The 25,368-nt window shown below is 53.9% G+C and carries 25 protein-coding genes; 11 read left to right on the top strand and 14 right to left on the bottom strand.

Annotated elements, in window-relative coordinates:
• Positions 1–4: 4 nt before the first annotated feature.
• Together L379_RS12040 and L379_RS12045 are read right to left on the bottom strand one after the other, a co-directional pair.
• Positions 5–679, bottom strand: coding sequence for a DUF3313 domain-containing protein (locus L379_RS12040; protein WP_015570552.1), 675 nt, complete (start codon positions 677–679; stop codon positions 5–7).
• 133 nt (positions 680–812) lie between these two features.
• Positions 813–2,408, bottom strand: coding sequence for an ABC transporter substrate-binding protein (locus tag L379_RS12045; RefSeq protein WP_032653536.1), 1,596 nt, complete (start codon positions 2,406–2,408; stop codon positions 813–815).
• A gap of 111 nt (positions 2,409–2,519) precedes the next feature.
• On the opposite strand from L379_RS12045, the gene pepT reads away from it, so the two are divergent.
• Positions 2,520–3,749, top strand: a complete 1,230-nt coding sequence (pepT, locus tag L379_RS12050) for a peptidase T (RefSeq protein ID WP_032653533.1) — start codon at positions 2,520–2,522, stop codon at positions 3,747–3,749.
• Here the strand turns inward: pepT and tehB are convergent.
• Positions 3,746–4,339 carry a tellurite resistance methyltransferase TehB gene (gene tehB, locus L379_RS12055; protein WP_015570555.1) on the bottom strand — a complete coding sequence of 198 codons (594 nt, stop codon included), beginning with the start codon at positions 4,337–4,339 and terminating at the stop codon, positions 3,746–3,748. The two genes, pepT and tehB, sit on opposite strands and share 4 nt — an antisense overlap.
• On the bottom strand, positions 4,339–5,334 hold the full coding sequence (tehA, locus tag L379_RS12060; protein ID WP_032653531.1) for a dicarboxylate transporter/tellurite-resistance protein TehA: 996 nt from the start codon (positions 5,332–5,334) through the stop codon (positions 4,339–4,341). The genes tehB and tehA overlap by 1 nt, the downstream gene beginning before the upstream one ends.
• A gap of 120 nt (positions 5,335–5,454) precedes the next feature.
• On the opposite strand from tehA, the gene ydcK reads away from it, so the two are divergent.
• On the top strand, positions 5,455–6,435 hold the full coding sequence (gene ydcK / locus L379_RS12065) for a YdcK family protein (RefSeq protein WP_023303715.1): 981 nt from the start codon (positions 5,455–5,457) through the stop codon (positions 6,433–6,435).
• Here ydcK and rimL read toward each other — a convergent pair.
• From rimL to L379_RS12085, 4 genes are all read right to left on the bottom strand, one after another.
• Positions 6,430–6,969, bottom strand: coding sequence for a 50S ribosomal protein L7/L12-serine acetyltransferase (gene rimL / locus L379_RS12070; RefSeq protein ID WP_032653529.1), 540 nt, complete (start codon positions 6,967–6,969; stop codon positions 6,430–6,432). The two genes, ydcK and rimL, sit on opposite strands and share 6 nt — an antisense overlap.
• A 95-nt stretch (positions 6,970–7,064) precedes the next feature.
• Positions 7,065–8,720: a glucan biosynthesis protein D gene (locus tag L379_RS12075; protein ID WP_032653527.1), complete on the bottom strand. Its 1,656-nt coding sequence runs from the start codon at positions 8,718–8,720 to the stop codon at positions 7,065–7,067.
• Between the two features lie 230 nt (positions 8,721–8,950).
• Entirely contained in the window at positions 8,951–9,724 is a 774-nt protein-coding gene (locus tag L379_RS12080) for an ABC transporter substrate-binding protein (RefSeq protein ID WP_032653525.1), read from the bottom strand.
• 10 nt (positions 9,725–9,734) lie between these two features.
• Positions 9,735–10,904 carry a pyridoxal phosphate-dependent aminotransferase gene (locus L379_RS12085; protein ID WP_017384002.1) on the bottom strand — a complete coding sequence of 390 codons (1,170 nt, stop codon included), beginning with the start codon at positions 10,902–10,904 and terminating at the stop codon, positions 9,735–9,737.
• Between the two features lie 113 nt (positions 10,905–11,017).
• On the opposite strand from L379_RS12085, the gene L379_RS12090 reads away from it, so the two are divergent.
• Positions 11,018–11,860, top strand: a complete 843-nt coding sequence (locus L379_RS12090; RefSeq protein WP_015570561.1) for a LysR family transcriptional regulator — start codon at positions 11,018–11,020, stop codon at positions 11,858–11,860.
• On the opposite strand, the gene L379_RS12095 is transcribed toward L379_RS12090, so the two are convergent.
• Positions 11,847–13,352 carry a carboxylesterase/lipase family protein gene (locus tag L379_RS12095; protein ID WP_032653524.1) on the bottom strand — a complete coding sequence of 502 codons (1,506 nt, stop codon included), beginning with the start codon at positions 13,350–13,352 and terminating at the stop codon, positions 11,847–11,849. The two genes, L379_RS12090 and L379_RS12095, sit on opposite strands and share 14 nt — an antisense overlap.
• 42 nt (positions 13,353–13,394) lie before the next feature.
• Positions 13,395–14,738, bottom strand: coding sequence for a 2-oxoadipate dioxygenase/decarboxylase HglS (locus L379_RS12100; protein WP_032653522.1), 1,344 nt, complete (start codon positions 14,736–14,738; stop codon positions 13,395–13,397).
• A gap of 227 nt (positions 14,739–14,965) precedes the next feature.
• Between L379_RS12100 and L379_RS12105 the strand changes: the two genes are divergently transcribed.
• Positions 14,966–15,889: a LysR substrate-binding domain-containing protein gene (locus L379_RS12105; protein WP_032104103.1), complete on the top strand. Its 924-nt coding sequence runs from the start codon at positions 14,966–14,968 to the stop codon at positions 15,887–15,889.
• 41 nt (positions 15,890–15,930) lie between these two features.
• On the opposite strand, the gene L379_RS12110 is transcribed toward L379_RS12105, so the two are convergent.
• The 3 genes from L379_RS12110 to L379_RS12120 all read right to left on the bottom strand — a co-directional run bounded on the left by L379_RS12110 (position 15,931) and on the right by L379_RS12120 (position 19,208).
• Positions 15,931–17,622, bottom strand: a complete 1,692-nt coding sequence (locus L379_RS12110) for a methyl-accepting chemotaxis protein (protein ID WP_032104104.1) — start codon at positions 17,620–17,622, stop codon at positions 15,931–15,933.
• Between the two features lie 159 nt (positions 17,623–17,781).
• Complete coding sequence (locus L379_RS12115) at positions 17,782–18,900, bottom strand: S-(hydroxymethyl)glutathione dehydrogenase/class III alcohol dehydrogenase (RefSeq protein ID WP_017693450.1); 1,119 nt, start codon at positions 18,898–18,900, stop codon at positions 17,782–17,784.
• Between the two features lie 32 nt (positions 18,901–18,932).
• A complete protein-coding gene (locus L379_RS12120; protein ID WP_003857256.1) occupies positions 18,933–19,208 on the bottom strand; it encodes a metal/formaldehyde-sensitive transcriptional repressor in 276 nt (91 codons plus the stop codon).
• A gap of 606 nt (positions 19,209–19,814) precedes the next feature.
• On the opposite strand from L379_RS12120, the gene L379_RS12125 reads away from it, so the two are divergent.
• The 6 genes from L379_RS12125 (at position 19,815) to L379_RS12150 (ending at position 22,653) form a co-directional block, all read left to right on the top strand.
• A complete protein-coding gene (locus L379_RS12125; protein ID WP_017693451.1) occupies positions 19,815–20,126 on the top strand; it encodes a hypothetical protein in 312 nt (103 codons plus the stop codon).
• A gap of 339 nt (positions 20,127–20,465) precedes the next feature.
• Complete coding sequence (locus L379_RS12130) at positions 20,466–21,089, top strand: hypothetical protein (protein ID WP_032104107.1); 624 nt, start codon at positions 20,466–20,468, stop codon at positions 21,087–21,089.
• 143 nt (positions 21,090–21,232) lie between these two features.
• Positions 21,233–21,505, top strand: coding sequence for an ElaB/YgaM/YqjD family protein (locus L379_RS12135; RefSeq protein ID WP_003857263.1), 273 nt, complete (start codon positions 21,233–21,235; stop codon positions 21,503–21,505).
• Between the two features lie 187 nt (positions 21,506–21,692).
• Positions 21,693–21,932: a regulatory protein YcgZ gene (ycgZ, locus tag L379_RS12140; protein WP_003857265.1), complete on the top strand. Its 240-nt coding sequence runs from the start codon at positions 21,693–21,695 to the stop codon at positions 21,930–21,932.
• Positions 21,933–22,051: 119 nt separating this feature from the next.
• Complete coding sequence (locus tag L379_RS12145; protein ID WP_032653519.1) at positions 22,052–22,351, top strand: hypothetical protein; 300 nt, start codon at positions 22,052–22,054, stop codon at positions 22,349–22,351.
• Positions 22,352–22,374: 23 nt separating this feature from the next.
• Entirely contained in the window at positions 22,375–22,653 is a 279-nt protein-coding gene (locus tag L379_RS12150) for a biofilm development regulator YmgB/AriR family protein (protein WP_017384011.1), read from the top strand.
• An 84-nt stretch (positions 22,654–22,737) separates the two neighbouring features.
• On the opposite strand, the gene L379_RS12155 is transcribed toward L379_RS12150, so the two are convergent.
• Entirely contained in the window at positions 22,738–24,195 is a 1,458-nt protein-coding gene (locus tag L379_RS12155) for an EAL domain-containing protein (RefSeq protein ID WP_032653518.1), read from the bottom strand.
• Between the two features lie 285 nt (positions 24,196–24,480).
• Here L379_RS12155 and L379_RS12160 point away from each other — a divergent pair, with 285 nt between their 5' ends.
• On the top strand, positions 24,481–25,365 hold the full coding sequence (locus L379_RS12160; RefSeq protein WP_032655601.1) for a hypothetical protein: 885 nt from the start codon (positions 24,481–24,483) through the stop codon (positions 25,363–25,365).
• Positions 25,366–25,368 lie beyond the last annotated feature (3 nt).

Here is a 25,368-nt window from a genome sequence, read left to right as displayed (position 1 = left end):
TTTATTATTTTGTTGTCTGATGGACATCAAACATGGTGGCATCCGTCGCCATATCATCCACAACCTGCTTCAGGGTGCCGAAGCCCATTGGCGTATTCTCGTTCGCCAGCTCTTTCCCTTCACCCTTACGAACAACCTTAATCACTGGTTTGTTCGTGGCCGCATCGATTAACTCACCTTCGAAGAACAGGTGCGTATCCATGGTACGATGGCCCGTTGCCATCTGCGTACCCGCAACCAGCAGCGCCACAGGCACCACTTCATAGAACTGCAAACCTTCTTTGTCTGAGCTCACACCCGTGATGGCGCCGCGGAAGATCAGGCTATGTTTGCCCGGCGTCGTCACAATCGGCTTACGCTGGCCAATCGCGGTTTTCAGTTTGGTATTGGTATAATTCAACAGCTCATCAAGCGTTTTTTGCCCAAGCTGAGTGGTCGGTTTTGGCGTCGGATAATAGGTTATCGGCGTCCAGATAATGCTGTCGTAATTCGCCTCATTATAGGACGGGTCAACCCAACGCAGGGTTGGCTTCCCGGTTGCAGATTTCATCTCCTGCAAGCCGGAGTAATCTTTTAAAAAGCCTGAATATTGATCGGGGGCTGCGACTTTTGACGCACAGCCGGAAAGGGCCAACAGACCAGAAAGCACTGCAACTTTAAAAAAAGTGTGAGTACGCATGATGGTATTCCATGTTATCTGCAAGTATGCACTTGAAGTTATAACAAAAAACCGGGCGATGTGTTGTGGCAAAAAATGACTAAGACAGCACAAATAGCGAAAAAACTGCCCGACCGAAACCGGGCAGTGAAAATTACTCTTTCAGGTCCACTTGCCAGAACAGGTGTTTGCCGAAGGGATCGATTTCGTAACCCGTGACCTCTTTACGGACTGGCTCAAAAATCGTCGAGTGGGCAATCATTACCGCTGGCATTTGATCGTGCATCATCTGCTGCGCCTGCTTGTACAGCGCCACGCGTTTATCGCGATCGGTTATCGATTTTGCTTCGGCAATCAGGTTATCAAACGGCTTATAGCACCATTTGGCCGAGTTCGACCCGCCGTTGGCGGACGTACAGGTAAACAGTGGGCCGAAGAAGTTATCCGGATCGCCCGTCGCCGTTGTCCAGCCCATCAGTGCGGCCTGATGCTCCCCGCCCTTCACGCGCTTCAGGTATTCGCCCCATTCGTAGGTCACGATTTTGGTCTGCACGCCCACTTTCGCCCAGTCCGCCTGGATCATCTCCGCCATACGCTTCGCGTTCGGGTTATACGGCCGCTGCACGGGCATGGCCCACAGATCGATGCTTACGCCGTTGGCAAATCCCGCCTCCTTTAGCAGCGCTTTCGCTTTTTCTGGATCGTAATCATAGTCTTTCAGCTCGCTGTCGGCACTCCAGACGCCAGGCGGCAGCAGGTTTTTCGCCGCCGTGCCGGTGCCGTGGAACACCGCCTCAATGATGGCGGGTTTGTTAATCGCCATCGCCAGCGCCTGACGCACTTTTACGTTATCCAGCGGTGGCTTTTGCGTGTTAAACGCCAGGAAACCGGTATTCAGACCGGCCTTGCTCATCAGGTTGATGTCTTTGTTAGCCTTCATACGCGGCAGGTCCGCCGGGTTCGGGAACGGCATCACCTGGCACTCATTCTTCTCGACTTTGGCAAAACGCACCGAGGCGTCCGGCGTGATGGTGAACACCAGACGATCCAGCTTCGATTTTCCCTGCCAGTAGTCAGGGAAAGCGGTGAAGAGGATGCGGGAATCCTTCTGATATTGCGCCAGCTTAAACGGCCCGGTGCCAATCGGCTGCATATCAACCTTTTCTGGCGTGCCCGCTTTCAGCATGGCATCGGCATACTCCGCCGACAGAATGGAGGCAAAGTACCACGCCAGATCAGCGACAAACGGCGCTTCCGGATGCGCCAGGGTGAAGCGCACGGTGCGATCGTCAACTTTATCAATGGCGGTAATCAGGCTGCCGAACTCCAGACTTTCGAAGTTGGAATAACTGCCGTTGGAGACGTTATGGTAGGGATGATTCACATCTTTCTGGCGCATAAACGAAAAAATCACGTCGTCCGCGTTGAAGTCGCGCGTCGGCGTGAACAGCTTATTACTGTGGAATTTCACCCCCTTGCGCAGGTGGAAGGTATAGATCTTGCCATCGTCGCTTACCTCCCAGCTTTCCGCCAGGCTCGGCACCAGTTCGGTAGTGCCCGGTTTGAAATCGACCAGACGGCTATAAACCGGTACGGCGCTGGCGTCCACGCTGGTCCCCGACGTATAGAGCTGAGGATTGAAATTTTCCGGCGATCCTTCGGAGCAATACACCAGCGTTTTTGCCGCGACGGTGGAACTGACCGTCAGCGCAGCAAGCGCCAGCGTTATCATTGTGAATGTGCTTTTCATCATTTATTCCTGTCTTTTTAATTCGACGGCTAATTACTTCTTTTGCCATTTCATAAATAACATTAAAGTGATGGCGCAAACACATGAAAAATAAATACAGAAGGAAACACTATGGGCTCAGAACTCTCCAGACAATTAACCCAACGCTTTTTCCGCTATCTCGCCATCACCAGCCAGAGCGACCCGAAAGTCAAAACCCTGCCCTCCACCCCGGGTCAGCACGACATGGCGCGGGAGCTGGCGCAGGAGCTGAAAACGCTGGGGTTAGATGATATTGTGATAGATGAGTTCGCCACCGTTACCGCCGTGAAAAAAGGCAATGTTCCCGGCGCGCCGCGGATTGGTTTTATTACCCATATCGACACCGTCGACGTCGGTTTATCCCCGGATATTCATCCACAAATATTAACGTTTACGGGGGATGATCTCTGCCTGAATAAAGAGAAAGATATTTGGCTGCGCGTAAATGAGCACCCGGAAATTCTGGCTTATCCTGATGAGGAGATTATTTTCAGCGACGGAACCAGCGTATTAGGCGCAGATAATAAAGCGGCCGTCACCGTGGTCATGACGGTGCTGGAAAACCTCACCGCTGAACATAAGCATGGCGATATTGTGGTGGCGTTTGTGCCCGATGAAGAGATTGGCCTGTGTGGCGCGAAAGCGCTGGATTTGAAGCGCTTCGACGTCGATTTTGCCTGGACCATCGACTGCTGCGAGCTGGGGGAGATTGTTTACGAGAACTTTAACGCGGCGGCGGCTGAAATTCGCTTTACCGGCGTCACGGCTCACCCGATGTCCGCCAAAGGGGTGCTGGTCAATCCGCTGCTGATGGCAACGGATTTCATCAGCCATTTCGATCGCCGGCAAACCCCGGAATGCACCGAGGGGCGCGAAGGTTATATCTGGTTTAACGGCATCCAGGCCGGGCAGAACGAAGCGATACTGAAAGCCAATATTCGTGATTTTGACAAAGATGGTTTCGCCGCCCGCAAGCAGCACATTGCCGATGTGGCGGCGCAAATAGCCGCGCAGCATCCCACGGCAAACGTGGAATACCGCATTGAGGATACCTACAGCAATATCAGCAATGCGATTGGCGAAGACCGCCGCGCGATCGACCTGATGTTCGAGGCGATGGAATCGCTCGGCATCACCCCAAAACCGATCCCCATGCGCGGTGGCACGGATGGAGCGGCCCTGTCAGCCAAAGGCCTGCTCACCCCGAACTTCTTCACCGGCGCCCATAACTTCCACTCGAAGTTTGAGTTTTTACCGCTGTCGTCGTTCGAGGCCTCCTGTCGCACGGCCCTGCAACTCTGTCTGCTGGCCGCGCGTTAAGCGGGCTTGCGTGCGAGCATGGTAGCGAAGCGCAGCTTGATACGGTTCCCGTTGGCATCGGTACGGTGGAGTTCCCCTACCTCTTCGTTGTACTTGATCAGCTCCCAGCCTTCGTAGTAGTTGCTCAGTTCACCGGTTTTGAAGGCAAACGGGAAGCCGACTGTGCACGGATAATCCTCCGTATCCATGGCAGCAACGATCAGGTTATAGCCGCCTGGTCTGGTGCAACGCTGCATATTGGCGATAAGACCAGGGATGGTATTCGCTTCGAGGAACATCAACACGACGGTGGAAAGAATAAAGTCGTATTCGCCGTCAAAGGTCAGGTTGTTCAGATCCTTAATCGCCGTTTCCAGATTCGCGATCCCTTCCGCCGCCTTAATGCGCTCAATGTTATCGATGCTCATCGGGTTTTTATCCCACGCCGTCACGTCATAGCCGTTGGCAGCGAGGTAGAGGCTGTTGCGGCCATTTCCGCAACCCAGATCGAGCGTTTTACCCGGCTTAACAATGTCCGCGCTGAGCAGCACCTCTGAGTGCGTGCGGGTCAGCCCATATTTCTCAGTAAAGTAGTTTTCATCGACAGTCATTATTTTTCCTCAGATTGCATAAGCAGTGCCTTATCAGCGCGCACCAGAAGTTTGCCCTGCATCAGCAAGATAAAAGTACGGACCAGCAGCATCGCGATGATGACGTTGGTGAAAATAAACAGGGGAACCGCGAGGGCATGAAAGAACCCTGACGGACTGCTCTGCCCAAGATGTAAACCGGTGGTCGCCAGCGCCGACACCCCGAACGAGAAGCTCCAGAACGACGCGTTGAACGGCTGCGACAGATACCACGGCATCAGACGCAGCATAAACAGGAGTTGCAACAGGCCATAGCCGAAAAGCATTTTGGCGAAGGTGTCCGCTTCGCCGCCGTTGACGCTAAACCAGGCGCTACAGGCCACCAGGGCAGGCGCAAGCTGGATACCGAGCGAGGTACGAAGGGCAGCGGGCAGTTCGCCCGCGCTGCGCAGGCGTTGCAAAATGACCGGCTCCAGGCTCAGCCAGGAAAAGACCCCGGCACCAAGGAACACCAGCCCCGCGTCGTGGAAGCCTAGCGCACCGCAGGCCATCGCGCTGATAAAATTGTTCGCTACCGTCGGCAGATACAGTCCCGGCGTCGTGGCTTCTTCCGGATGCTTGCCGCGCCACAGCCCGGCGCTTTGCCAGGCGGCATACGCAAGCTGGATCACCATGCCCACGCTAAACAACCCCAGCGCCAGCGGGCGATACCACGGCACAAAGCCGATGGCCACCAGCAGCGTTGTGGCAGGAAACAGGCTGACAAAACTGCTCATTACCGGATGCCGCATCTCGGCCAGCACGCTATGTGGAAACCGTACCGCACGGGTAAGAAACGCCATGCTCAGAAGCAACCAGATCGCCACCGCCAGCGCCACCAGGATCTCGCCCGGCCAGCGCGTCACCGGCCAGATGGTGCCGGCGTAACGCCAGGCGAACCCCATGCCTATGGTCCCGAGGACCATACCGAAATACCCGGCGGGCAAGTTAAGAACGCGTTGGTTTTGGTTATGCATTTTTTTTAAACTTTAAAATGTATTTTAAATGCCATTTTAAGGGTTTCCTGAGTGGACGCCAGCACTTCGAAAAACCAAAACTTTGCTACGTTTATTGAAAGGCTTTTCAGGGATAACACGATGACAAAATATCGGCTTAGCAATGAAACGCGTCTCTGGCGCTGGCAGGACGGCTCAACGCCGTGCACAACGCCTCTCAGACAAATTATTGCCGTGAAGGATTTTAACGATGTGACCCGCGGGACTAAAGGCGGTTGGGTTGAGGATGAACACGCGCTCGCCCAGGATGGGGATTGCTGGGTTTACGATGAAAACAGCGTGGTGTTTGCCGGGGCCAGGATATCCGGTAACGCCCGCCTCACCCAACCCTGCATCGTAAGCCACCACGCAGACATTGGCGGCAACAGCTGGCTTGACGCCGCAGAGGTGAGTCACGGGGCGGTAATAAGTGACAACGTCACCATTCAGCACTCCACCGTACGCGGGGAATGCCGTATCGCGGGTGACGCGCGGGTGCTGCATAACAGCCTGGTGATTGCAGCCAAAGGGCTGACACCCGACCGTGAGCAGATCCTGCAAATCTATGACCGAGCCACGGTCAGCCAGTCGCGTATTGTGCATCAGGCACAAATCTACGGCGATGCCATGGTGACCTGGGCCTTTGTTGAGCACCGCGCCGAGGTGTTCGATCGCGCCATTCTTGAGGGCAACGCGCTGAATAACGTCTGGGTGTGCGACTGCGCCAAAGTGTACGGCAACGCCCGTCTGCTGGCCGGTCTGGAGGATGATGCCATCCCGACCGTGCGGTACAGTTCACAGGTCGCGGAAAACGCCCTCGTCGAAGGCAACTGCGTCATTAAACACCACGTATTAATAGGCGGCGAGGCGTGGTTACGCGGCGGGCCGATCCTGATTGATGACAAAGTGGTCATTCAGGGGCGGGCGCGTATCAGCGGCGATGTCCTGATTGAGCATCAGGTGGAAATAACGGACGATGCGGTTATCGAGGCGCTGGAGGGTGAAAGCATTCACGTCCGGGGAGCCAAAGTGATCAACGGCGACACGCGGATCACCCGGACGCCGCTGCTGGGGGCGCTATAGCGGGAAGATTCTGGCGTACAGGTTCACGTCATCGTAGCGACCGTTGAGCATTTCCGCTTCCCGCAAACAACCTTCCAGCGTGAAACCGTTGCGCTGCGCCACCCGGTTACTGCTCTGGTTATCCACGCGACACTTGATCACAAAACGGCGGATCTCGCCGCGCTCAACGTAATAGCGCATAAACGCCTGGAGCGCCTGAGAAAGAATACCCTGCCCCTGATGCGCCTCGTCAAGCCAGTAGCCGATATACCCGGCCTTATTCGCAGGCTCGATCGCGTTGAAGGAGAGCACGCCCACCAATTCGTCATTCATAAAAATCAGGAACATTTTGGCGTAACCGCGCTGGTGCAACATCTGGTTGCTCTGCACGTTGCGGCGCGTGTCCTCTTCGCTGCCGACATGCTGCGCCCAGTCAAAGGCGGTTTGCAGCCAGGTTTTGTTTTTGATTACGAGGTTATGCAGATCGGTGGTATAGCGCTCTTCGACGGCGCGAAGCTCGATTTCCTGGTTAACGGGGATGATTTCTGAAGACATGGTGCCTCTTAATTGCCGGGTGGCGCTAACGCTTACCCGGCCTACAAATGCGTCCGGAGCAGGCCGGGTCGCCACCCGGCACAAACCCATTAGGACTAGCGCATGATCCGGTCGTCAACGTAGTTACGTTTGTCCGGCGCGGGCGGGAAGTACTGGTACAGCCAGGTCTCGCTGATGGCATCGCCCTGACAGCGCAGGAACAGGCGCATATCCACCGGCTCGGTGGAGTCAGAGGTTGGATACCAGTCAAACAGAATGCGATACCCGTCGAACGGTTCGACATAGAGTATCTCCACCTGCTTCGCTTCACCGCTGGACAGGGTGATCACCGGCTCAATGCCCTTCGGTGCGGCGGCCTTCAGATCGCCCCCGACGAAATCAATGGCAAAGCGACGGGCCCACACTTTCGGGTAATTTTCACCCGGCGCCCAACCCTCCGGGAAGCCTCCCATACCGGTACGGGTGGCGTAGACGTTTGCCAGCGGGGAACGCACCGGCGGCTGTGCGCTCCAGTAGAGACGGTATTTGAAGTCCAGCTCATCACCCGCCTGCACCGGTTTCTCTGGCTGCCAGAAGCAGACCACGTTATCGAGCGTCTCGCCGGTTGTCGGGATCTCCATCAGGGCAATGGAACCTTTCCCCCAGTTGTTGCGCGGCTCGACCCACAGGCTTGGTCGCTTGTTATACCAGCCCATGACGTCCTGGTAATGGGAGAAGTCACGGTCAAGCTGCAACAAACCAAAACCCTTCGGGTTTTTATCCAGGTAGGCGTTAAATTGCAGCTTTTGCGGGTTGTTCAGCGGCCGGCAGATCCACTCCCCGTTACCGCGCCACATCGCCAGGCGGTCTGAATCGTGGATCTGCGGATGAATGGTGTCGCACATGCGGCGTTCGTTGTTGCCGCAGCTAAACATGCTGGTCATTGGCGAGATGCCGAGCTGCTTGATGTCTTTGCGCGCATAGAGATGGTTTTCGACGTCCATGATCACCTGGCTCTTCTCACAGTGGATCACAAACTTATAGGCACCGGTAATGCTCGGGCTGTCCAGCAGCGCATAGACGGTAAAGGTGGTATCACCCGGCTTCACGGTTTCAAACCAGAAGGAGGTGAAATCCGGGAACTCTTCCGGGGTGTCGGTAAAGGTATCCACCGCCAGACCACGCGCAGAGAGGCCGTACTGGTAGGTATCATCCACCGCGCGGAAGTAGCTCGCGCCCAGGAACGAAACGATATCGCGTCGCGCCAGCTCCGGCGCTTTAAAGACGCGGAATCCGGCGAAGCCGAGGTCGCTCTGCCCTTCAAGCTGGCGGGTATTCACGCCCGTATCGCCGTAGCTGAACAGCTCAGGCCGGAAGTGGATCTCACGCGCCTGAGAGGTGGTTTGATCCAGCGAGAACATGCGCACGCGGCGGCGGAACCCCATCCCCATATGGAAGAACTGGGCGTCCAGCTGACGGCCTTCAATGTTATTCCACAACGACTGCTTCTCATCGTAACGGATGGCGTTGTACGCCTGCGGCGTCATGGTGGCCAGCGTTTCCGGCAGCGGACGCGGCGCACCGCCCCACGCGGTTTTCGCCAGATCGTGCGCCATGGATTGCAGAACAGAGAAGTCAAAGCGACGGCTCTGACCGTCGGCAATGTCGGAGTCAGCAGCATACGCCGCCTGGGAAAACAGAGAAGCAAGGCCAGAAGTGCCGCTCAGGGCAGCCATTGCCAGGGAACCTTTGAGAAAACGTCTGCGATTCATGCCTGAGAAAACGTCCTTATGGTCGTGTGAATGAGTTTCGCGCGCAGCGAAATGACGGCAAGAAAGAACGCACAGCCTAAACAAAAACGGTTAAGAATCCAATTGTTGGCGGGTGATTATCTGAACAAACCGAGAAATATTTTCTGTCGACCAGAACGGCCTGAAAAAGGGGTAAAGTTATGTATAAAAGTGTCCCGGCTGGACATCAACAGCCGGGACCAACGAGGCGGTTATTTTACGCTGACATCGATACCCGGGAAGTACTTATCAGCCAGTTTAGCGATCGTGCCGTCGGCACGTACTTTATCAATTGCGGCATCAAGCTGCTTTTTGGTGGCCTCATCCCCCTTACGCAGCCCAAAGCCGATCCCACTGCCGAGGATGGTGTCGTCCGACACCGGTTTGCCGATAAAGCCAAACCCTTTACCCTGCGGCTTACTGAGGAAACCTGCCTGCCCGGCCGCTGACATGACCAGCGAGGCATCGATGCGGCCATTCAGCAGATCTCCCCAGGCCATATTCTGATCTTTATAAGACACCACGGTGACACCGTGCTTTTCCCAGTGCTCTTTGGCGTAAGTTTCCTGAATTGAACCCTGAAGAACGCCGATGGTTTTGCCCTTCAGCCCTTCGGGGGTAGCCTCTACCGCAGAACCGGCTTTGCCCACCAGCTGGGAGGGAATGCGATAGATGGGCTGGGTGAAATCAATGCTTTTGCGACGCTGTTCGGTGATGTTCATCGCCGAGTTTATGGCGTCGAACTTTTTCGCCACCAGACCGGGGATCAACGCATCAAACGAGGTTTCAACCCAGATGCACTTCAGCGCGGCGGCTTTACAGATGGCATTTCCCAGCTCTACGTCAAACCCTTCCAGCTCGCCTGACGCATTGCGGCTTTCAAACGGCGGATATTCCGCTTCCAGCCCGTATCGCAACTCGGTAGCGGCAAACGACGAGATTGAACACAGCAGTCCCATGCCGACAACTAACGCGCGTAATTTCATCTCAAATTCCTTAACGTGGTGTAACCCGACAAAGGGCCTGGGCACCTGCCCGTAACGTCGCCTCATCCTTCGCAAAAGAGAGACGGATCAGTTTATTGTCCGTGCCATCGGCATAAAACGCCGACAGCGGAATGGTGGCAACCCCGTACTCGACAATCAGCCTTTTCACCATCTCGCTGTCGCGCTCGTCGCTAAAGCCGCTGTAATCCGCCAGCAGGAAGAACGAACCGGCACTTGGTAGCAGCCTGAACGGTGAGTCGGCGAGCAAACTTTGCAGCAGATCGCGCTTGCGCTGATAAAACGCCGCCAGCGACAGCCAGGTTTGCGGATCGGTCATGTGTTCGGCAAACGCGTACTGCATCGGCGTATCGGCCGAGAACATTAAAAATTGATGGACTTTACATATCTCATCCATCAGCTCCGCGGGTGCCACACAATAACCCACGCGCCAGCCGGTGACGTGATAGGTTTTTCCGAAAGAAGAAATAATCACGCTGCGCTCCGCCAGCTGCGGGTGCGTCGCCATTCCGTGGTGCGGTTCGCCATCAAAAACGACGTGCTCGTACACTTCGTCAGACAAAATGATGATGTCGGTGTGGCGCGTCAGCGCTGCCAGCTGGTGCAGATCGGCGGCTGAAAACACCTGCCCGCTCGGGTTGTGCGGCGTATTGACGATGATCATCCGCGTGCGCGGGGTAATAGCCGCCCGTACTTCATCCCAGTTCACGGCAAAATCCGGTACCGTCAGCTTAATGGCGATCGGCGTCGCCCCTTGCAGACGCACAATCGGCGCATAGCTGTCAAAGGAAGGCTCGAAATAGATCACCTCATCCCCAGGATGAACCAGCCCGCTGATGGCTGAGTAAAGCCCTTCGCTGGCGCTGGCGGTCACCAGCACCTCACTCGCGGGGTCATAGCGTGTGCCATAGAGCGTGGCAATTTTGTCCGCAATGCGCTCCCTGAGCGGTTGCAGCCCGGTCATGGAGGCGTACTGGTTATGCCCTGCCTCCATGGCGCGGGTCACGCCGGTGATAAGTTTTGGGTCGCAGGAAAAATTCGGCGCACCCTGAGAAAGGTTGATGGCGTTATGCCGGGCTGAAAGCTGGCCGATAACGGTAAAAATGGTGGTTCCCACATCGGGCAATTTGGATCGTGTCTGCACCGGCGTTTTCAAAGTCATCCTCTGTCCCTTCTCGTGGTGAATGCATAACTATTCAAACAACAACTTCATTGCCGGGACAATCGAATTGTTGTCATAATAGCCATGACAAAAACGCATAGCTAAGGTGAGATATGTCGCGTCGTTCATTTCCGCTCAATGCCGTAGAGACGTTCATCGTGACCGCGCGTCACCTGAATCTAACCCATGCCGCCAGGGAGCTTTGTCTGACGCAGGGGGCGGTAAGCCGCAAAATCGCTTCGCTGGAAAGCTGGTTCGGCTTCCCGCTGTTCGAGCGCCATGCGCGCGGCCTGCGTCTCTCCTCTCAGGGAAGCGCCCTGCTGCCGGAGCTGCAATCTGCGTTTGAGCACCTGCTGAACGTTGCTGAACAGGCACGAACGCACCAGACCGTTATTCGTCTGAAAGCGCCTACCTGCGCGATGCGCTGGCTGGTGCCGCGGCTGCTACAGGTGGAGCGCGAACAGCCGGAACTCCAGATTGCGCTGACCACCACCACCGATCATAACGTCAATTTCAAAACCGAATCCTGTGACGCGGCGATTGTGTTTGGGACACACATGAGCGCCGGCGATCTGCTGTTCGAAGAGGCCTTAACCCCGGTGATGAGCCCGGTACGGGCCGGTTCTGCGCTGGAAACTCTCACCTTCCTTCACCCCACGCGGGACAAAACGGACTGGACGCTGTGGCTGGCGAAACAGCCGGGTCCGCCGCCAGCTATGCTCAAAAATCAACACTTCGAAACCATGGATCTGGCCATTACCGCCGCCATTCAGGGGCTGGGCATCGCCATCGCGGATGAAACACTGGTGGAGGAGGACGTGCGCGCCGGACGGCTGATGCGGCCTTTTGACACAAGCATAAAGACGGGGGCGAGCTATCGGCTGGTATTACGCGACGCACCCGGCCCGGAAAACGGACTGGATGCGTTTCGCGCCTGTCTGCTCAGTCGAGGCTGACGTGGTGTTTCATCACCCGTTTGAAGAGGCTCATACGGGCACGCATAAAGCGGTTTTCAAGCCGAAAACCTGCATGTTTATTCACACCAATACGTAACAGCACGTCCCGCCCTTTCCGGCAGGCGGGCCAGCGCGTGGGCCCTGCCAGGCTATCGCGTGCCCCCGCATCCCGGGCGAAGCTCACCCAGTAGTCCGCCACCTGAGCGGCGAAGGCCAGATCGCGTTCATTTACATACTGCCGCGAGGGTTCCACCTGTCCAAGGGTATCGAACACGTAGGGCACTTCGTTGCCGTGCCAGGCGCCGTTGATGTACGTCGCGTGCTCCGCTTCAGCCACATAATCAAACCAGTATCGCCAGCACAGGCCGCCCGCCCGCTGCTGCGCCTGCATCACCACGTATCCCATGGTGGTGAAGGCCATGTCGCGGCATACCTGCCTGCCAAGTTCCTCATCGCCCTTCACGCCAGGATAAAGCAGCTTAATCAGCCCCAGGCCAAAGCGCCGCTCGCGGCGAAGCTTCTGGATCTGCCCGGCCAGATCGACCCCGAACACCGACATCACGCTGGCTTCGTCGCTGTTTGACCCAATCATCACCGGTACAGGATGCTGGCGGGCCGCGAAGAAAACGTCGAGCATGGCCTCAGGCAAAACGCAATCCCCCACGATGGGCGCAGGGGCGATATTCAGCGGCGAGGTCAGCGGCCAGAACGCCTCAGGCGGGATCGCGCGAAGCTGTTCAGCGGTGGCATTTTGCAGGCCGAAATGGGCGGCAATCGCTTCGCCTTTATGCATGGCCTGCTCGCGTGGCGTGTCCGGCAGCGTGTACCCGCTTTGCACAATGGCTTTATGGAACAGTCCTCGCGCAAGCGGGGAGGCCATCAGCGACAGCACGCTGCGCGCGCCGGCCGACTCGCCAAATACGGTGATGTTCTCAGGATCGCCGCCGAACGCGGCGATGTTATCGCGCACCCATTCCAGGGCCTGGATCTGATCGAGCAACGCAAAGTTATGCACCACGCGCTCTTCTTCCCCCTCCAGCGCCGGATGGGCAAAAAAGCCGAGGTGCCCGAGACGGTAATTAATTGTCACCACCACCGCGCCGCGCTTCGCCAGCGCCCTGCCGTTATACGGAGGCAGCCCGCCAGCGCCGAGGGTAAAGCCCCCGCCGTGCAGCCAGACCATCACCGGAAGCGGCGCGGCGCGTGCGATCGGCGACCAGACGTTAAGGTAGAGGCAGTCTTCAGAGAACTGGCCGGGATCGCCGCCACCCAGCTCCTGACAGCTTTCGCTGCTCTGCCAGCTGGAGGCGGAGAACGCCGTCGCCGGACGCACGCCATCCCAGCGCGCGGGGGGACGCGGGGAGCGCCAGCGCCACTGGCCTACGGGCGGTGCTGCATAGGGAATGCCGCACCACACGTGGGTATCGCCTTCAGTAAAACCAATCAGTGCGCCCTGGCGCGTTTCAACCACAGGGGCGGAGGGATTTTCCATACCAACCTTCTTTTTCCATCACACCCTTGCAGAGTAACGGTTTCAGAGCAAACCGCAACGCTGTTTGCTGCGCGCTTCCGCCTCCTCGTAAAGCGAAAACTCGTCGTACACCGCACAGCCGAGCGCGGCTTCGAAGGCATTGCGGCTGGCATTGCCGTGGCTGCGCGCCTGCGTTTCATTGCCAAGATTCGACTGGAAGATCCCCGCCGCACTGACGGGCAGAAAATCCTCGTAGGTGATGGGCTGTGCCACAACCCAGCCCCGTTCGATCAGCGGCTGCGGATCGTCCCCGGGACGAAATGCGTGGCGATGCGCCTCACCTGTCGGGGTCAGACGGTAGCGGAAATAAGCCAGCCGCTGACGGCGCAGGAACATTTCACTGTCCGGGAAGGCGCTGAAGATCTCGCGCAGGTGAAGCTGGTGGGTCAGGTTGTCTTTGCCGGTCCCGGCCTGATTTAACAGACTGTCGTACAGCTCGCGCCCTTTCGGCGTAAGGGCCACGCCGCGCTGCTCAATCTCACCGAAACGCGCGGTATGGGTGCCCTTGTGTTCTCCCGCGAAAAGCACCGGCTCCTCCAGCGCCTTAAAGCTGGTCTGGCGCAGGAGGATCGGCACCTCGCGGCGCGGCGGGCCTTCAATCAGAATTTTCGGCTCAATGCCGTACTTCGGCATTAGCTCCTGCACCCGGTCGATATCCAGCGTGCGCGGCGTGAGATGGTTGATATGGCACCCCGGGAAACAGACCACGTCGGCAATCAGGCGATGTTCGTTGCTCAGCGCCAGATAGGTTTCCTGATCGACCGTCGCATGGCGATGCCAGCGGAAGGTTTCCAGGGCTTCCTGCACAAATTCGCGCGCCTGTGCCTCAGTAAAGTGTCCCTGCGTATCATGCAGGTCGATCAGTTCCAGGCAGCGCGGCGTAAAGATGTTGCGCCGGGAGAGGATCTCCGCCGCCCTTTCGCGCAGCGCAACGTTTTCAATCAGCTCAAGGCGCAGCAGCGAGGTAAAAATGCGAAACGGATTACGGCAGAGCGCCGCATCGTCTGTCGGACGAAACGCCGTCGAGTGGACGGGCACGCCCGCCTGGGAGAGATCGTAATAGCTGACCGGGTACATGCCCATAATGGCGAAGATCCGGCGCAGGGTGAAAAGCTCCTGCGCGGTGCCAACGCGGATCGCACCGTGACGTTCAACATTCAGGCGCGCCAGTTCGTCTGCGTTTGCCAGTTGTTCATGTAAAAGTGGGTTATTTTCCAGAACCGCCAGGTTAACGTCCGCCACCAGTTCCAGCAAGGTGCCGTACTGCGGAACTTCCTGCTGGTACATCGCCGACATAGCCTGCGAAAAGTGTTCCCGAATATCATCAGCCGTGATGGTGTTCGCCATGATGTCATGCCTCCAGTGAATACTACCTGGAGTGTAGAGAAGCCCGTTCCTTTCGTTGGGAAGAATTTACGAATTGTGATCCAGGCAGACGAGTGGTCAAAGCGTGGGCATTTTCGAAAAACGGTTGTAACTCAAATAGATCAAATGTTAAAAATATTTTGCTATCAGGTTATCAAATTCAAACATCTTAACTTGTCACCCGCGTCGCTCTGTTTTTAACATCGCCTATGGAAAAAAATGGTCTGTTCAGTCAGCGCATACGCTTGCGCCATTTGCATACTTTTGTGGCCGTCGCTCAACAGGGAACGCTGGGGCGAGCGGCTGAAACCCTTAACCTCAGTCAGCCTGCACTATCCAAAACGCTGAACGAACTGGAACAGCTTACCGGAACCCGCCTGTTCGATCGCGGCCGTCTGGGCGCTCAGCTTACTCTCGTGGGTGAACAGTTCCTGACGCATGCCGTTAAAGTTCTCGATGCCCTCAATACCGCCGGTCAGGCGCTCAACCGTAAAGAGGTGTCGGCCTGCGACATCGTGCGCGTGGGCGCGCTGCCAACGGCGGCGCTGGGTATACTGCCTGCGGCGATCGGCCAGTTCCATCGTCAGCAAAAGCACGCCACGCTTCAGGTCGCGACCATGAATAATACCATGCTGCTGGCGGGCCTGAAGTCAGGCGAGCTGGATCTGGGCATTGGGCGGATGTCCGATCCGGAACTGATGAGCGGCCTGAATTACGAGCTGCTGTTCCTGGAATCGCTGAAGCTGGTCGTGCGTCCGAATCATCCCCTGTTGCAGGACACCGTGACCCTGAGCCGCGTGATGGAGTGGCCGGTGGTGGTCTCACCAAAAGGAACCGTTCCGCGTCAGAATGCGGAAGCGTTGCTGCAAATGCAGGGCTGCACGCTGCCTTCCGGGTGTATTGAAACGCTTTCGGCGTCGCTGTCGCGCCAGCTTACGGTGGATTACGACTACGTGTGGTTTGTGCCGTCCGGCGCGGTGAAGGACGATCTGCGACGCGGCGTGCTTACGGCGCTGCCGGTAACATCGCCCGGCGCGGGAGAACCGATTGGGATCCTGACGCGGGTAGATGCCCCGCTCTCTGAAGGCGCCCAAACGCTGTTAAGCGCCATTCGTAAATCAATGCCTCTCTGACCCTAAACGCAGAACCCGCCGCGAGGGCGGGTCTGTCTTACTCAGAACGTTTCCCAGTTATCACCGGAGACGGCCGCCGCCGGGGTTAAAGGCGCGGGTTTCGCTGCGGTTGCAGCGGCTGAAGTCCGTTCTGCGCGCGCCCCGTTGAGACGAAACGCGCCAACGGCCTCCGTCAGACGTGCGCCCTGCTCTTCCAGCGAGGCCGCCGCCGCAGAAGCTTCTTCCACCAGCGAGGCATTCTGCTGCGTCACCTTGTCCATCTCGGAAATCGCCTGGCTCACCTGAACAATGCCGCGGCTCTGCTCATCGGACGCCGCTGCAATCTCCAGCATAATATCGGTGACGCGTTTAACCGCCTCGACGATCTCATTCATGGTATTGCCCGCCGCAACCACTTCCCCGGAACCCTGATCGATAAGCGACACAGATTCATTAATCAGGCTTTCAATCTCTTTCGCCGCATTCGCGCTGCGGCTTGCCAGGGTGCGGACTTCACTCGCCACGACCGCAAAGCCGCGTCCCTGTTCACCCGCACGCGCCGCCTCGACCGCCGCGTTGAGCGCCAGAATATTGGTCTGGAACGCGATACTGTTAATCACGGCGGTAATTTCAGAGATCTTCTTCGAGCTGGTGGAAATATTACCCATGGTTTTCACCACGCCGGAGACCATCTGCCCCCCGCGGCTGGCCTTACCGGAGGCATCTTCTGCCAGTTTACTCGCATGATGCGCGTTATCGGCGTTCTGTTTCACCGTCGCGGTGAGCTGCTCCATGCTGGCCGCCGTCTGTTCAATCGCCGCCGCCTGCTGCTCGGTACGGGAAGAGAGATCGGTGTTACCCGCGGAGATCTCGCTGGTTCCACGGTAGATCTCCTCCGCCCCTTGCCGCACGGTGCCCACGGTTGTCACCAGCGCGTGCTGCATCGTTTGCAGATCGCGCGTCAGGCGGCCAATTTCGCTGCGTCCGGTCGGTTCGTCCGGCATGGTCAAATCGCCTTTTGCGATATTTTCGATACGCGTAGCGGCTCGCTGGAGCGGGTTTATCACCGTACGGCGCAGCACCACAAAGGTGATCACCGCCAGCGCCAGCGCAAGGCCAAACGCGCCGAACATAAACATCAGCCCCAGCCGGGTGCGGGTGTGAGCCTGTGCCGTCAGCGCGTTGGCGCGTTCGGTGCGGATTTTTATCGCCTTCAGCAGCACCGCGTTATAGGCATCGTCCAGCGGACGCGCGGTCTCATTTTCGTGGTTAATAATGGCTTCAAACATGCCATTTTTGGCATATTTCAGCATCGGCTGCATACCGGCGATGTAGGCGTCATAGCGGGCTTTCAGATCGCCATCCAGCGCTTCATCAGCCGGGGTACGAACGGTGCGCTTCATATAGGCGGCAAATCCATCCTGCGACTGCCTGATGCGGATCTCAGCCTCAGCGATGTTTTGTTTCATCGCCTCCATCTCCGCGATACGGCTCGCCGCCCCCGCGTGGATCATGTTGATACGGGCGGTGCGTAAATGGTTGGAACTGTTTGACAGACCGGTGCGCACCTGGATTTCTGCCGTGACATCCTGCTGATCGTTATCGGCCTGGAGCAGGAAATAGCCTGCCAGACCTGAGCTCAATGCAAACAGGAGAATAATGCCACCGAGAATGGAGGAAAACAGCGGAACCAGCCGGATGTGATGCAAGAAACTCAGCTTAGGCTGCGCCTGCATCGATGTTGTGTTGTCCATGACCGTCGACTCTCTTATAGGTAAGATGCGTAATAACACGCCTGTAAAAGAGTCATCGGCACGCCAGGGAATTAAATTACGTCTAAAAGCGCCGGACAGGTCACACTTTAGAGAAGATCAGGGAAGAAATGCCAGCGGAAAAAACCGCTGGCAGAATAATCAGTTGTCGCCGAAATGGATAACGGTGCGAATGGATTTTCCTTCGTGCATCAGATCGAAGGCTTCGTTGATCTGCTCCAGCGGCAGGCGGTGCGTAATGAACGGATCAAGCTGAATTTTACCGACCATCGCATCTTCAACCATGCCCGGCAGCTGAGTACGGCCTTTCACGCCGCCAAATGCTGACCCGCGCCATACGCGCCCTGTCACCAGCTGGAAGGGACGGGTTTTGATCTCCTGACCCGCGCCGGCCACACCGATAATGATGCTCTCGCCCCAGCCTTTGTGGCAGCACTCCAGCGCTGAGCGCATTACGTTGACGTTGCCGATACATTCGAAGCTAAAGTCCACGCCGCCATCGGTCAGCTCAACGATCACGTCCTGAACCGGTTTGTCGTAGTCTTTCGGGTTGATAAAGTCGGTCGCCCCCATCTCACCTGCGAGCTTAAATTTCTCCGGGTTGGTATCCACAGCAATGATACGCCCAGCTTTCGCCTGTACCGCGCCCTGGATAACCGCCAGACCGATCCCGCCCAGGCCGAACACCGCCACGGTGTCCCCTTCTTTCACTTTCGCCGTATTATGCACCGCGCCGATACCGGTGGTGACACCGCAGCCGAGCAGACAGACTTTATCCAGCGGGGCCTGCGGATTCACTTTCGCCAGTGAGATCTCGGCGCACACCGTGTATTCGCTGAAGGTGCTGGTACCCATGTAGTGATAAATGGGCTCGCCGTTATAGGAGAAACGGGTGGTGCCGTCCGGCATAAGTCCTTTGCCCTGCGTGGCGCGCACGGCCTGGCAGAGGTTAGTTTTGCCGGATTTGCAGAACTTACACTCGCCGCACTCTGCGGTGTAGAGCGGGATCACATGGTCGCCGGGCTTCAGGCTGGTGACGCCTTCACCCACTTCCACCACCACACCGCCCCCTTCGTGGCCGAGCACCGCCGGGAATACGCCTTCCGGATCGTCACCAGACAGGGTAAACGCATCGGTATGGCAAACGCCGGTGTGGGTAATTTTGATCAGCACTTCGCCTTTCTTCGGCGGAGCAACATCAATTTCAACGATTTTCAGCGGCTGGCCTGGGCCGAACGCGACAGCTGCGCGAGATTTCATGATGTCTTTCCCTTGTTGTGAGGTGTGTGGGTTTATTTTAGATAAGAGCGCAGTAAATGGCCGACTTCCGCCATCCGCACTGCCCGCTGATCCGGGGTGGTCTCCCCCGTCACCAGCTCATCTTTGAGGTGAATTTCGACCATTTCACCCATCAGGCCATTGGCAGCGCCGCGCACGGCGGCAATTTGCTGCAAAATGGCGAGACAGGGATCGCCCGATTCCAGGGCGCGTTCAAGGGCATCAACCTGGCCCCGAATGCGGCGGACGCGGGTCAGAATACGTTTTTTATCTTCGGGTGAATGCGGCATACGCCCTCCTGATACTATAGGGGGGTATTGTATCTGTTAATACGATTTTATGTAAACATGAAGTTTAGTGTGGGTTTTAAGTAGAGCCGTAGGTAATGTGAAAAATCAGCGTCTGGAGTTAATATTGGTGACTCGCTGATATACCAGAAGTGGGCAATCAGGTGCGTCATGAGCGAAAAGTAGATTGGATAAATCCATGGCAGACATGCACTGCTCCTTTAAAATTAACGTGTTGGTCGTTCTTGTTATTAAGTGTAATGCAGGTGTGGTACAGATGAAGACATACAACGTCATTCTCCCTTAAAAATCCTACTTTTAAAGACTTGTGCAAGCACACTACCCCCCACTAAAGAATGTAGGTGTCATAAGAATACGAAAAAGAATAGACTAATACATGTTGGATATATTTATCTTTGATAACATTTAGCCTGTAGTAAACAAAATAAGTCGGATACAGCATGTTCGGACAGAAAACATTGCTGAAACTGGTTCGGATCCGGTTTATCTAATAGAATTTCTATACACTTTGATAAATATTACTATCACAATTGGGTTTTACAAATTGAATTCGGATCACAACGCTTCATCATTAAGGAATGACTAAGTATGAAAAGAATTGTTCTCGCCTCTTTGGTTTTATCTTTTTCGTTATCTGCTAACGCAAATCAATTAAGCATTGATGACCAAATTAATAATGCTTGCGCTAAGGCCTTAAGCGGTGACAAAGAACCTTTGGGTGACTTCCCGCCAGATAGTTATGCTGCAACAGTCAGTCCGAAAGTTAAAGATGCTTACAACGAAGTTTTAAAATCTCGGTCCTCTATTGTAAACGATCAGAGTTTACAGAATGCAACCAGTTGCGCCAACCTTGTTAGAGATAAACTGAAATCAAAAGGTGAGTACACAGAAGAAAAATAATTGCCAGGGTGGAGAAACAGCATTTTTTGTGGAACTGAACGCTTTCTCTATCAGAGTACGTTCTTAAGAAAATATCGACAAGATAGTTCCGCAGCTGTGTTTTCCACCTCTCGCTGGTCCCTCAATACCCTGACATCCCGTTGCCTGAAGGCACCCTCCGTAATGACAGCGCCCGCCTAAACAGCACAGACGAGGCTGACGATATTTACGCTTTCGTCTCGTCGTGACCAACCCTAATTAGCTCAAAATGTTAAAAATCCGCACTTATATGGCACAATGTGAACAGAAATAACATTCTCGTCACCTAACATATTCGCTACAAACAAAATGGTGGTGTTAATGATTGTACTAAAGAGCTTTTTATTCTTCGTTGGCGCGGCGGCCGCTTGCGCACTTATCGTACTGTGTCTTTGGGTTGATATGCGGTTTGTCGGCCATGATATTCCGGAATTATCACTGACCGAAATTATGCAGGAAACGGTATTAGCGACTATTGTCTTTCTCCATTTTCGTCTGGCGAAAATGGACGAATCCATGCGTTACTGTAATATTCTGGTGGGCGGATTTTTCCTGACAATGCTAATTCGTGAACTGGACGCGCTTTTTGATCTCATTTCTCATGGGAGTTGGGTGTGGTTCGCGCTGATTACGGCTCTGCTGGCGTTAATTCGCCCCGTTATGCATTTTCGCGCTACCCTGGAACAGCTGGCAAAATATACCCAATCCCCCTGGTACGGCATTCTGTTGAGCGGCCTGCTGGCTGTACTGGTCTTCTCCCGCCTCTTTGGAATGCAGGTGCTGTGGCACGACATCCTTGAGCATGGCTATATGCGTGTCGTGAAAAACGCCGTGGAGGAAGGTTCGGAATCATTCGGCTATATGCTGTGCCTGGCCGCATCCCTTGGCTATTACGTTACCTTTCGCACTCACGCACGGCAGAAACAGTCTCTTCGCGCTGCGTAGAGAACGACATTTTTTGGACTTTATGGTGGTCATGTAAGAAAGACATGTCCTAAAAAGGGGCAATCTGCCGTCGATTTCAGCGAATTCTCGCTCACTCCTGCAATCAGCGTCTATCCTTAGACTACCAACAAAAGGAGGCTGGAATGTCTGATTTCGACACTGATAAAAATGCACAGTACGCTGGCGATAAAGCCAAAAACAAACTTGATGAATTATCCGGCTCTGCGCAGCAGCAGTTTGGTGAATTCGTTGATTCCCCTAAACACCAGGTGAAAGGTGCAGCGAAAAAATATGCTGCCCAGGCCAGTGATGCCGTCTCGGATGTCACTGAAGCCGTCAGAAACAATCCCTTAACGGGCTTAATCGCTGCGGGTGCGGTAGGTATCGTTCTGGGACTTCTGCTGGGACGTAAATAATTTCAGGCCCTTCGGGGCCTTTCCTTTTCCCCTCTTTCCTGCTCTTTCCCCCCCTATAGTTGATAGTTTTCCTGACAAAAACACGATCCACGTGAAAAGTTGTACAATTTTAATGTACAGATTTGATCGAATAGTATAAATTCAATGCCACTGATGTTACAAAATTGTTTGTTAACGGTGGAAAATTATGCGTCGCAACCATGCTCCCTCTACAGCAGAAAGCGCTATCACCTTGTATTTTAACAAGGATAACGTCCCAACACAGCAGGAAACCCTTGGTGCTATCGTCAGTGAGATCATCAAAGAAAATGTACAACTGAGCAGAATGACAATCTGTACAAAGCTGTTGCGCAGAATCGAAGAGTCAACGTCTGACGTTGAGAAAGCGCACTATAACGGTCTGATAGCCCTCTTCTTCGAGCGTTAACCTGAACACTGTTTTTTTAACTTACTAAGTTAGTCATGCTGAGTGAGAATAGAGCTCCTGAATGCGATGACTAACCCCATGCTACAGCCTCCTGCGTGTAGCAGAGTGAGATTGAAGCTATGCATAGAACTAAATTTGAACGACTTAAGGATGACCTTATCGGTGAGGCCGTATTATCCATACTGAAAGAGAACGGACCTATTACCTTTGCGTCTCTTGCTGGTCGCCTGCGGGCGATGGCTAACGTTGAATCAAATGATGAACGTAAAAATGCATTGATTGCCGCTGAAGATGAAGTGCGCCAGCGTGTAACCGGCGTATCGCACGACCGGGGAAGAGTGATGGGCGATTATGAAATTGGGCGCATGCGCTCTCTCTTTACTCACAACACGCTTCTGACCCCAGACAAGAAACACTAATTTTAACCGAAACGGTGACCACCATGAGTAAAGCGATTATGCAGCAGACGTATAATTTTGAAGCCCTGCACGATAAAGAACTGGCGGAACATTTTCTTAATGCTGGAAAGCATCTCAGTGGTGAGGTTGAAGTGTTGGGCTCGGCAATACGCTGTATTATGCTGACCGGTGACAATCTCTCAAATAAAGAGATTATCCTGCAACTGATTCACGCCCTCGAAATTACCGAGGAGCCCGAAGCCTGCGATGTCATTCGAAACACGCTTGAAATTGTTGTCGGTTTTACGCGCGATGATATCTGATAACAGATTATTGCCCTGGTGAGTGACTGTTTTTGCTGGTGGTCGAAGAGTTAAGTCTGTCGTACCACCAGTATAGTGAAGCCATTAACTAAATAGCCGTACCATTCGATCCAGCTCATCTTCTTTAACCGCCCGGGAAAGATAATATCCCTGGAAGCGCTTAACCCCTAATGCGACAAGTTTTTCAAATTTTTCTTCGCTATCGACGCCTTCCGCAACGCATTCCCTTCCCGTCATGTCGCTGTATATCTGTATCGCTTTAATAATGCTATTGTCATTGTCGTTAGCAACAAAGTGCTCGACTATATCGCGGTCAAGCTTCAGTCCATCAAAATTAATCTGTCGGATGGGTAACATAGCGTAATGTCTGGAAAAGCAATCATCCAGAAACAGCCGGCATCCCTCGGCGCGTAAACGCTGGAGAGTGACAGGAATATTTGGATCCTTTGTTACATCAATGGTTTCAGCTAATTCAAAGACAAGTTTCCCGGCCCACTGCGGCTTCAGTAACATTTCAACGGCTTTTTTCGCCATTCCCGGCAGCGCGTTCCCGGCAGCCAGTTGAGGAGGAATATTAACCGAAAAATAATATTTCCCATTGTATCTGTTGATACCTGACACGGCCGCGTGAATGACTAACGCCGTCAGCTTGAGCCAAATTTCGCCATTTTTTATCCCATCCAGAAATTGGCCTGGTTTCAGGACCTGACCGTTTTTATGCCAGCGCAGCAGAATTTCAAAGCCCACACCTTTTTTATCGCCATCGGTAATAATTTGATAAGCCGCAAAGATTTCCCGCTTATGTAACGCCTGCAATATATTTATTTCTGCTTCCGAAAACCCCTGCGCTTTGTTCTTTACTGCACAGACCTCATCCCTTAAGACACGTGCATCGCTAAACCACACTCTGATAAGATATAATTTACCCAACCCCACTTTACGATGAGTATAAATGGTTTTATCTGACAAACCTAACCTCGCTGACTGCTCTTTTATCGAAATACCTCGATAAAAATTCAGCAATACGGTTAATTCACGTTTTGATAAACCATGCAGGCTTTCCTTACCTTCTTTCTCAGGTCCTTCACGCAATAAACGTGACGAATCGGCATGTACATCAGAAATATTCTCTACACAATTCATCACCTCTGAAATATTCGCCACCCTGATCCTCGACAACGATCTGGTATTATTAACGAGACTTTTCAGCGTGGCATAAAGCCACCTTTCTGGTATTGCACCATACAGGGTCACGCTACAAATAACCGGCAGTGCATTCAGAACCGAGACCAACCGTTTCAGGCTTTCAAGAAAGGCAGTCACGTCGCGACCAAGAAAAACAGAAACTTCAGGTTGTTGATTTTGCATCATTTTTTTCACATCACCTGAGCAAACTTCATCCTCTTCAAAATGGAGCCGCGTGGCGTTTACGCCACGAGACTTCAGAAGCAGGCTATACCCCTCGAAGGTGAAACCGCAGGCTGAAATAACGAATCGTTGCTTGTAGCAAGTACCTTGCATAAAAGGTAAGTTTTGAGACATAACCTGCTCCTGAGAATGTAAATATCATTCCCAAATGTGATTAAAGCCAATATTCTTTGTCGCATTGAATAATTTTACCGCACCCCATTTGGTTAATAAACCGTTATCAATGTTATGCACAGGAACATCTTTGCGTTAATCAACCCACTCATCCATATGCAGCATAAATATTACTTTCTTTTCATATAACGACAGTAAATATGCACTTCACAAGGTATAATGAAAATTCCGAAAAAGAAGACCAGACACTTCATCTTATCGGCCCAGACAAAAAGAGAAAATGCTATGGATAATCACATTTCATCCAGGGCTTTGCTACATCGAAGGGATGTTATTAAAAACAACCCGCGATTTGGTGAAGCTATAACAGAGCACTACAGAATTAATGATGCCATTTATAAAAAACAACCCTTGTTCTATAAAACGATGCTTCAGGAATCACGCTTCAACATAATACTGTCCATGTGTTGTTTTGTTTTTGGTAATCAGGCTGAGTCAGTTTCAGAGATAAAGGCACTGTGTACCCGCTATAATATCGCCAGCCCTAACAGTGTTATCGCGATTATCACCATACTTAAGACCACCGGGCGAATTAAGACCTGGCGCTGTACCGAAGATCGCCGAAAAACAAAAATCGCACCAACGGAAAAAGGACTGGATGAGCTGAAACGCTATATGTCCGGGGCGTTTACGCCTGTTAGCATTCTTTTTCCGACATTCAATATAAATGCTAACCTTCTGGACAATGATATTCTGAGGCACAACTTTTTCCGGCGCGCCGCAGAGTACCTTTTCCGCGGATTAACATTCAGGAAAGTGCTTCCGGAGGTGGGTTTATTTATTGATAAGGATGGTGGCCGAATGATTATGCTCTATCTCTATTTGCAGGCCATCAAAAACAAAACAGCACATGGTGCCATAATAGCGTATTCAGCCAGTACGCTGGCAAAAGAATTTTTCGTTTCGCGTATTCATGTTAAACGGATTATCAAATCGGCGCAGGAGGCAGGTTATCTTAAAGATCGCGGCGATGGCCGGATGTCGATTTATCCGGCCTTTATCGAGCTTGTCGAAAATTATGCCGGATTATATTTTGCGTATGTCACACATTACATCAATGTGGTACCAAAAGAACGACGCCATGTTGTCAACATGACGCCTACACTCTGATCT

This window comes from Enterobacter sp. MGH 33 (assembly GCF_000534535.1).
Classification (GTDB): Bacteria; Pseudomonadota; Gammaproteobacteria; order Enterobacterales; family Enterobacteriaceae; genus Enterobacter; species Enterobacter hormaechei_C.
The sequence above is the reverse complement of the archived record's forward strand: the minus strand, read 5'-3'. Positions and strand labels throughout refer to the sequence as shown.

Bases quoted from the DNA above. Each gene is read 5' to 3' on its own strand.
- L379_RS12105 (WP_032104103.1), top strand. From the start codon at position 14,966: ATGGAAAAAAATGGTCTGTTCAGTCAGCGCATACGCTTGCGCCATTTG.
- L379_RS12145 (WP_032653519.1), top strand. From the start codon at position 22,052: ATGCATAGAACTAAATTTGAACGACTTAAGGATGACCTTATCGGTGAG.
- L379_RS12135 (WP_003857263.1), top strand. From the start codon at position 21,233: ATGTCTGATTTCGACACTGATAAAAATGCACAGTACGCTGGCGATAAA.
- L379_RS12090 (WP_015570561.1), top strand. From the start codon at position 11,018: ATGTCGCGTCGTTCATTTCCGCTCAATGCCGTAGAGACGTTCATCGTG.
- L379_RS12150 (WP_017384011.1), top strand. From the start codon at position 22,375: ATGAGTAAAGCGATTATGCAGCAGACGTATAATTTTGAAGCCCTGCAC.
- L379_RS12045 (WP_032653536.1), bottom strand. From the start codon at position 2,408: ATGAAAAGCACATTCACAATGATAACGCTGGCGCTTGCTGCGCTGACG.
- L379_RS12080 (WP_032653525.1), bottom strand. From the start codon at position 9,724: ATGAAATTACGCGCGTTAGTTGTCGGCATGGGACTGCTGTGTTCAATC.
- L379_RS12115 (WP_017693450.1), bottom strand. From the start codon at position 18,900: ATGAAATCTCGCGCAGCTGTCGCGTTCGGCCCAGGCCAGCCGCTGAAA.
- L379_RS12160 (WP_032655601.1), top strand. From the start codon at position 24,481: ATGGATAATCACATTTCATCCAGGGCTTTGCTACATCGAAGGGATGTT.
- L379_RS12155 (WP_032653518.1), bottom strand. From the start codon at position 24,195: ATGTCTCAAAACTTACCTTTTATGCAAGGTACTTGCTACAAGCAACGA.
- L379_RS12130 (WP_032104107.1), top strand. From the start codon at position 20,466: ATGATTGTACTAAAGAGCTTTTTATTCTTCGTTGGCGCGGCGGCCGCT.
- ycgZ (WP_003857265.1), top strand. From the start codon at position 21,693: ATGCGTCGCAACCATGCTCCCTCTACAGCAGAAAGCGCTATCACCTTG.
- L379_RS12095 (WP_032653524.1), bottom strand. From the start codon at position 13,352: ATGGAAAATCCCTCCGCCCCTGTGGTTGAAACGCGCCAGGGCGCACTG.
- tehB (WP_015570555.1), bottom strand. From the start codon at position 4,339: ATGACTGTCGATGAAAACTACTTTACTGAGAAATATGGGCTGACCCGC.
- L379_RS12085 (WP_017384002.1), bottom strand. From the start codon at position 10,904: ATGACTTTGAAAACGCCGGTGCAGACACGATCCAAATTGCCCGATGTG.
- L379_RS12100 (WP_032653522.1), bottom strand. From the start codon at position 14,738: ATGGCGAACACCATCACGGCTGATGATATTCGGGAACACTTTTCGCAG.
- pepT (WP_032653533.1), top strand. From the start codon at position 2,520: ATGGGCTCAGAACTCTCCAGACAATTAACCCAACGCTTTTTCCGCTAT.
- rimL (WP_032653529.1), bottom strand. From the start codon at position 6,969: ATGTCTTCAGAAATCATCCCCGTTAACCAGGAAATCGAGCTTCGCGCC.
- L379_RS12040 (WP_015570552.1), bottom strand. From the start codon at position 679: ATGCGTACTCACACTTTTTTTAAAGTTGCAGTGCTTTCTGGTCTGTTG.
- tehA (WP_032653531.1), bottom strand. From the start codon at position 5,334: ATGCATAACCAAAACCAACGCGTTCTTAACTTGCCCGCCGGGTATTTC.
- ydcK (WP_023303715.1), top strand. From the start codon at position 5,455: ATGACAAAATATCGGCTTAGCAATGAAACGCGTCTCTGGCGCTGGCAG.
- L379_RS12110 (WP_032104104.1), bottom strand. From the start codon at position 17,622: ATGGACAACACAACATCGATGCAGGCGCAGCCTAAGCTGAGTTTCTTG.
- L379_RS12120 (WP_003857256.1), bottom strand. From the start codon at position 19,208: ATGCCGCATTCACCCGAAGATAAAAAACGTATTCTGACCCGCGTCCGC.
- L379_RS12075 (WP_032653527.1), bottom strand. From the start codon at position 8,720: ATGAATCGCAGACGTTTTCTCAAAGGTTCCCTGGCAATGGCTGCCCTG.
- L379_RS12125 (WP_017693451.1), top strand. From the start codon at position 19,815: ATGAAAAGAATTGTTCTCGCCTCTTTGGTTTTATCTTTTTCGTTATCT.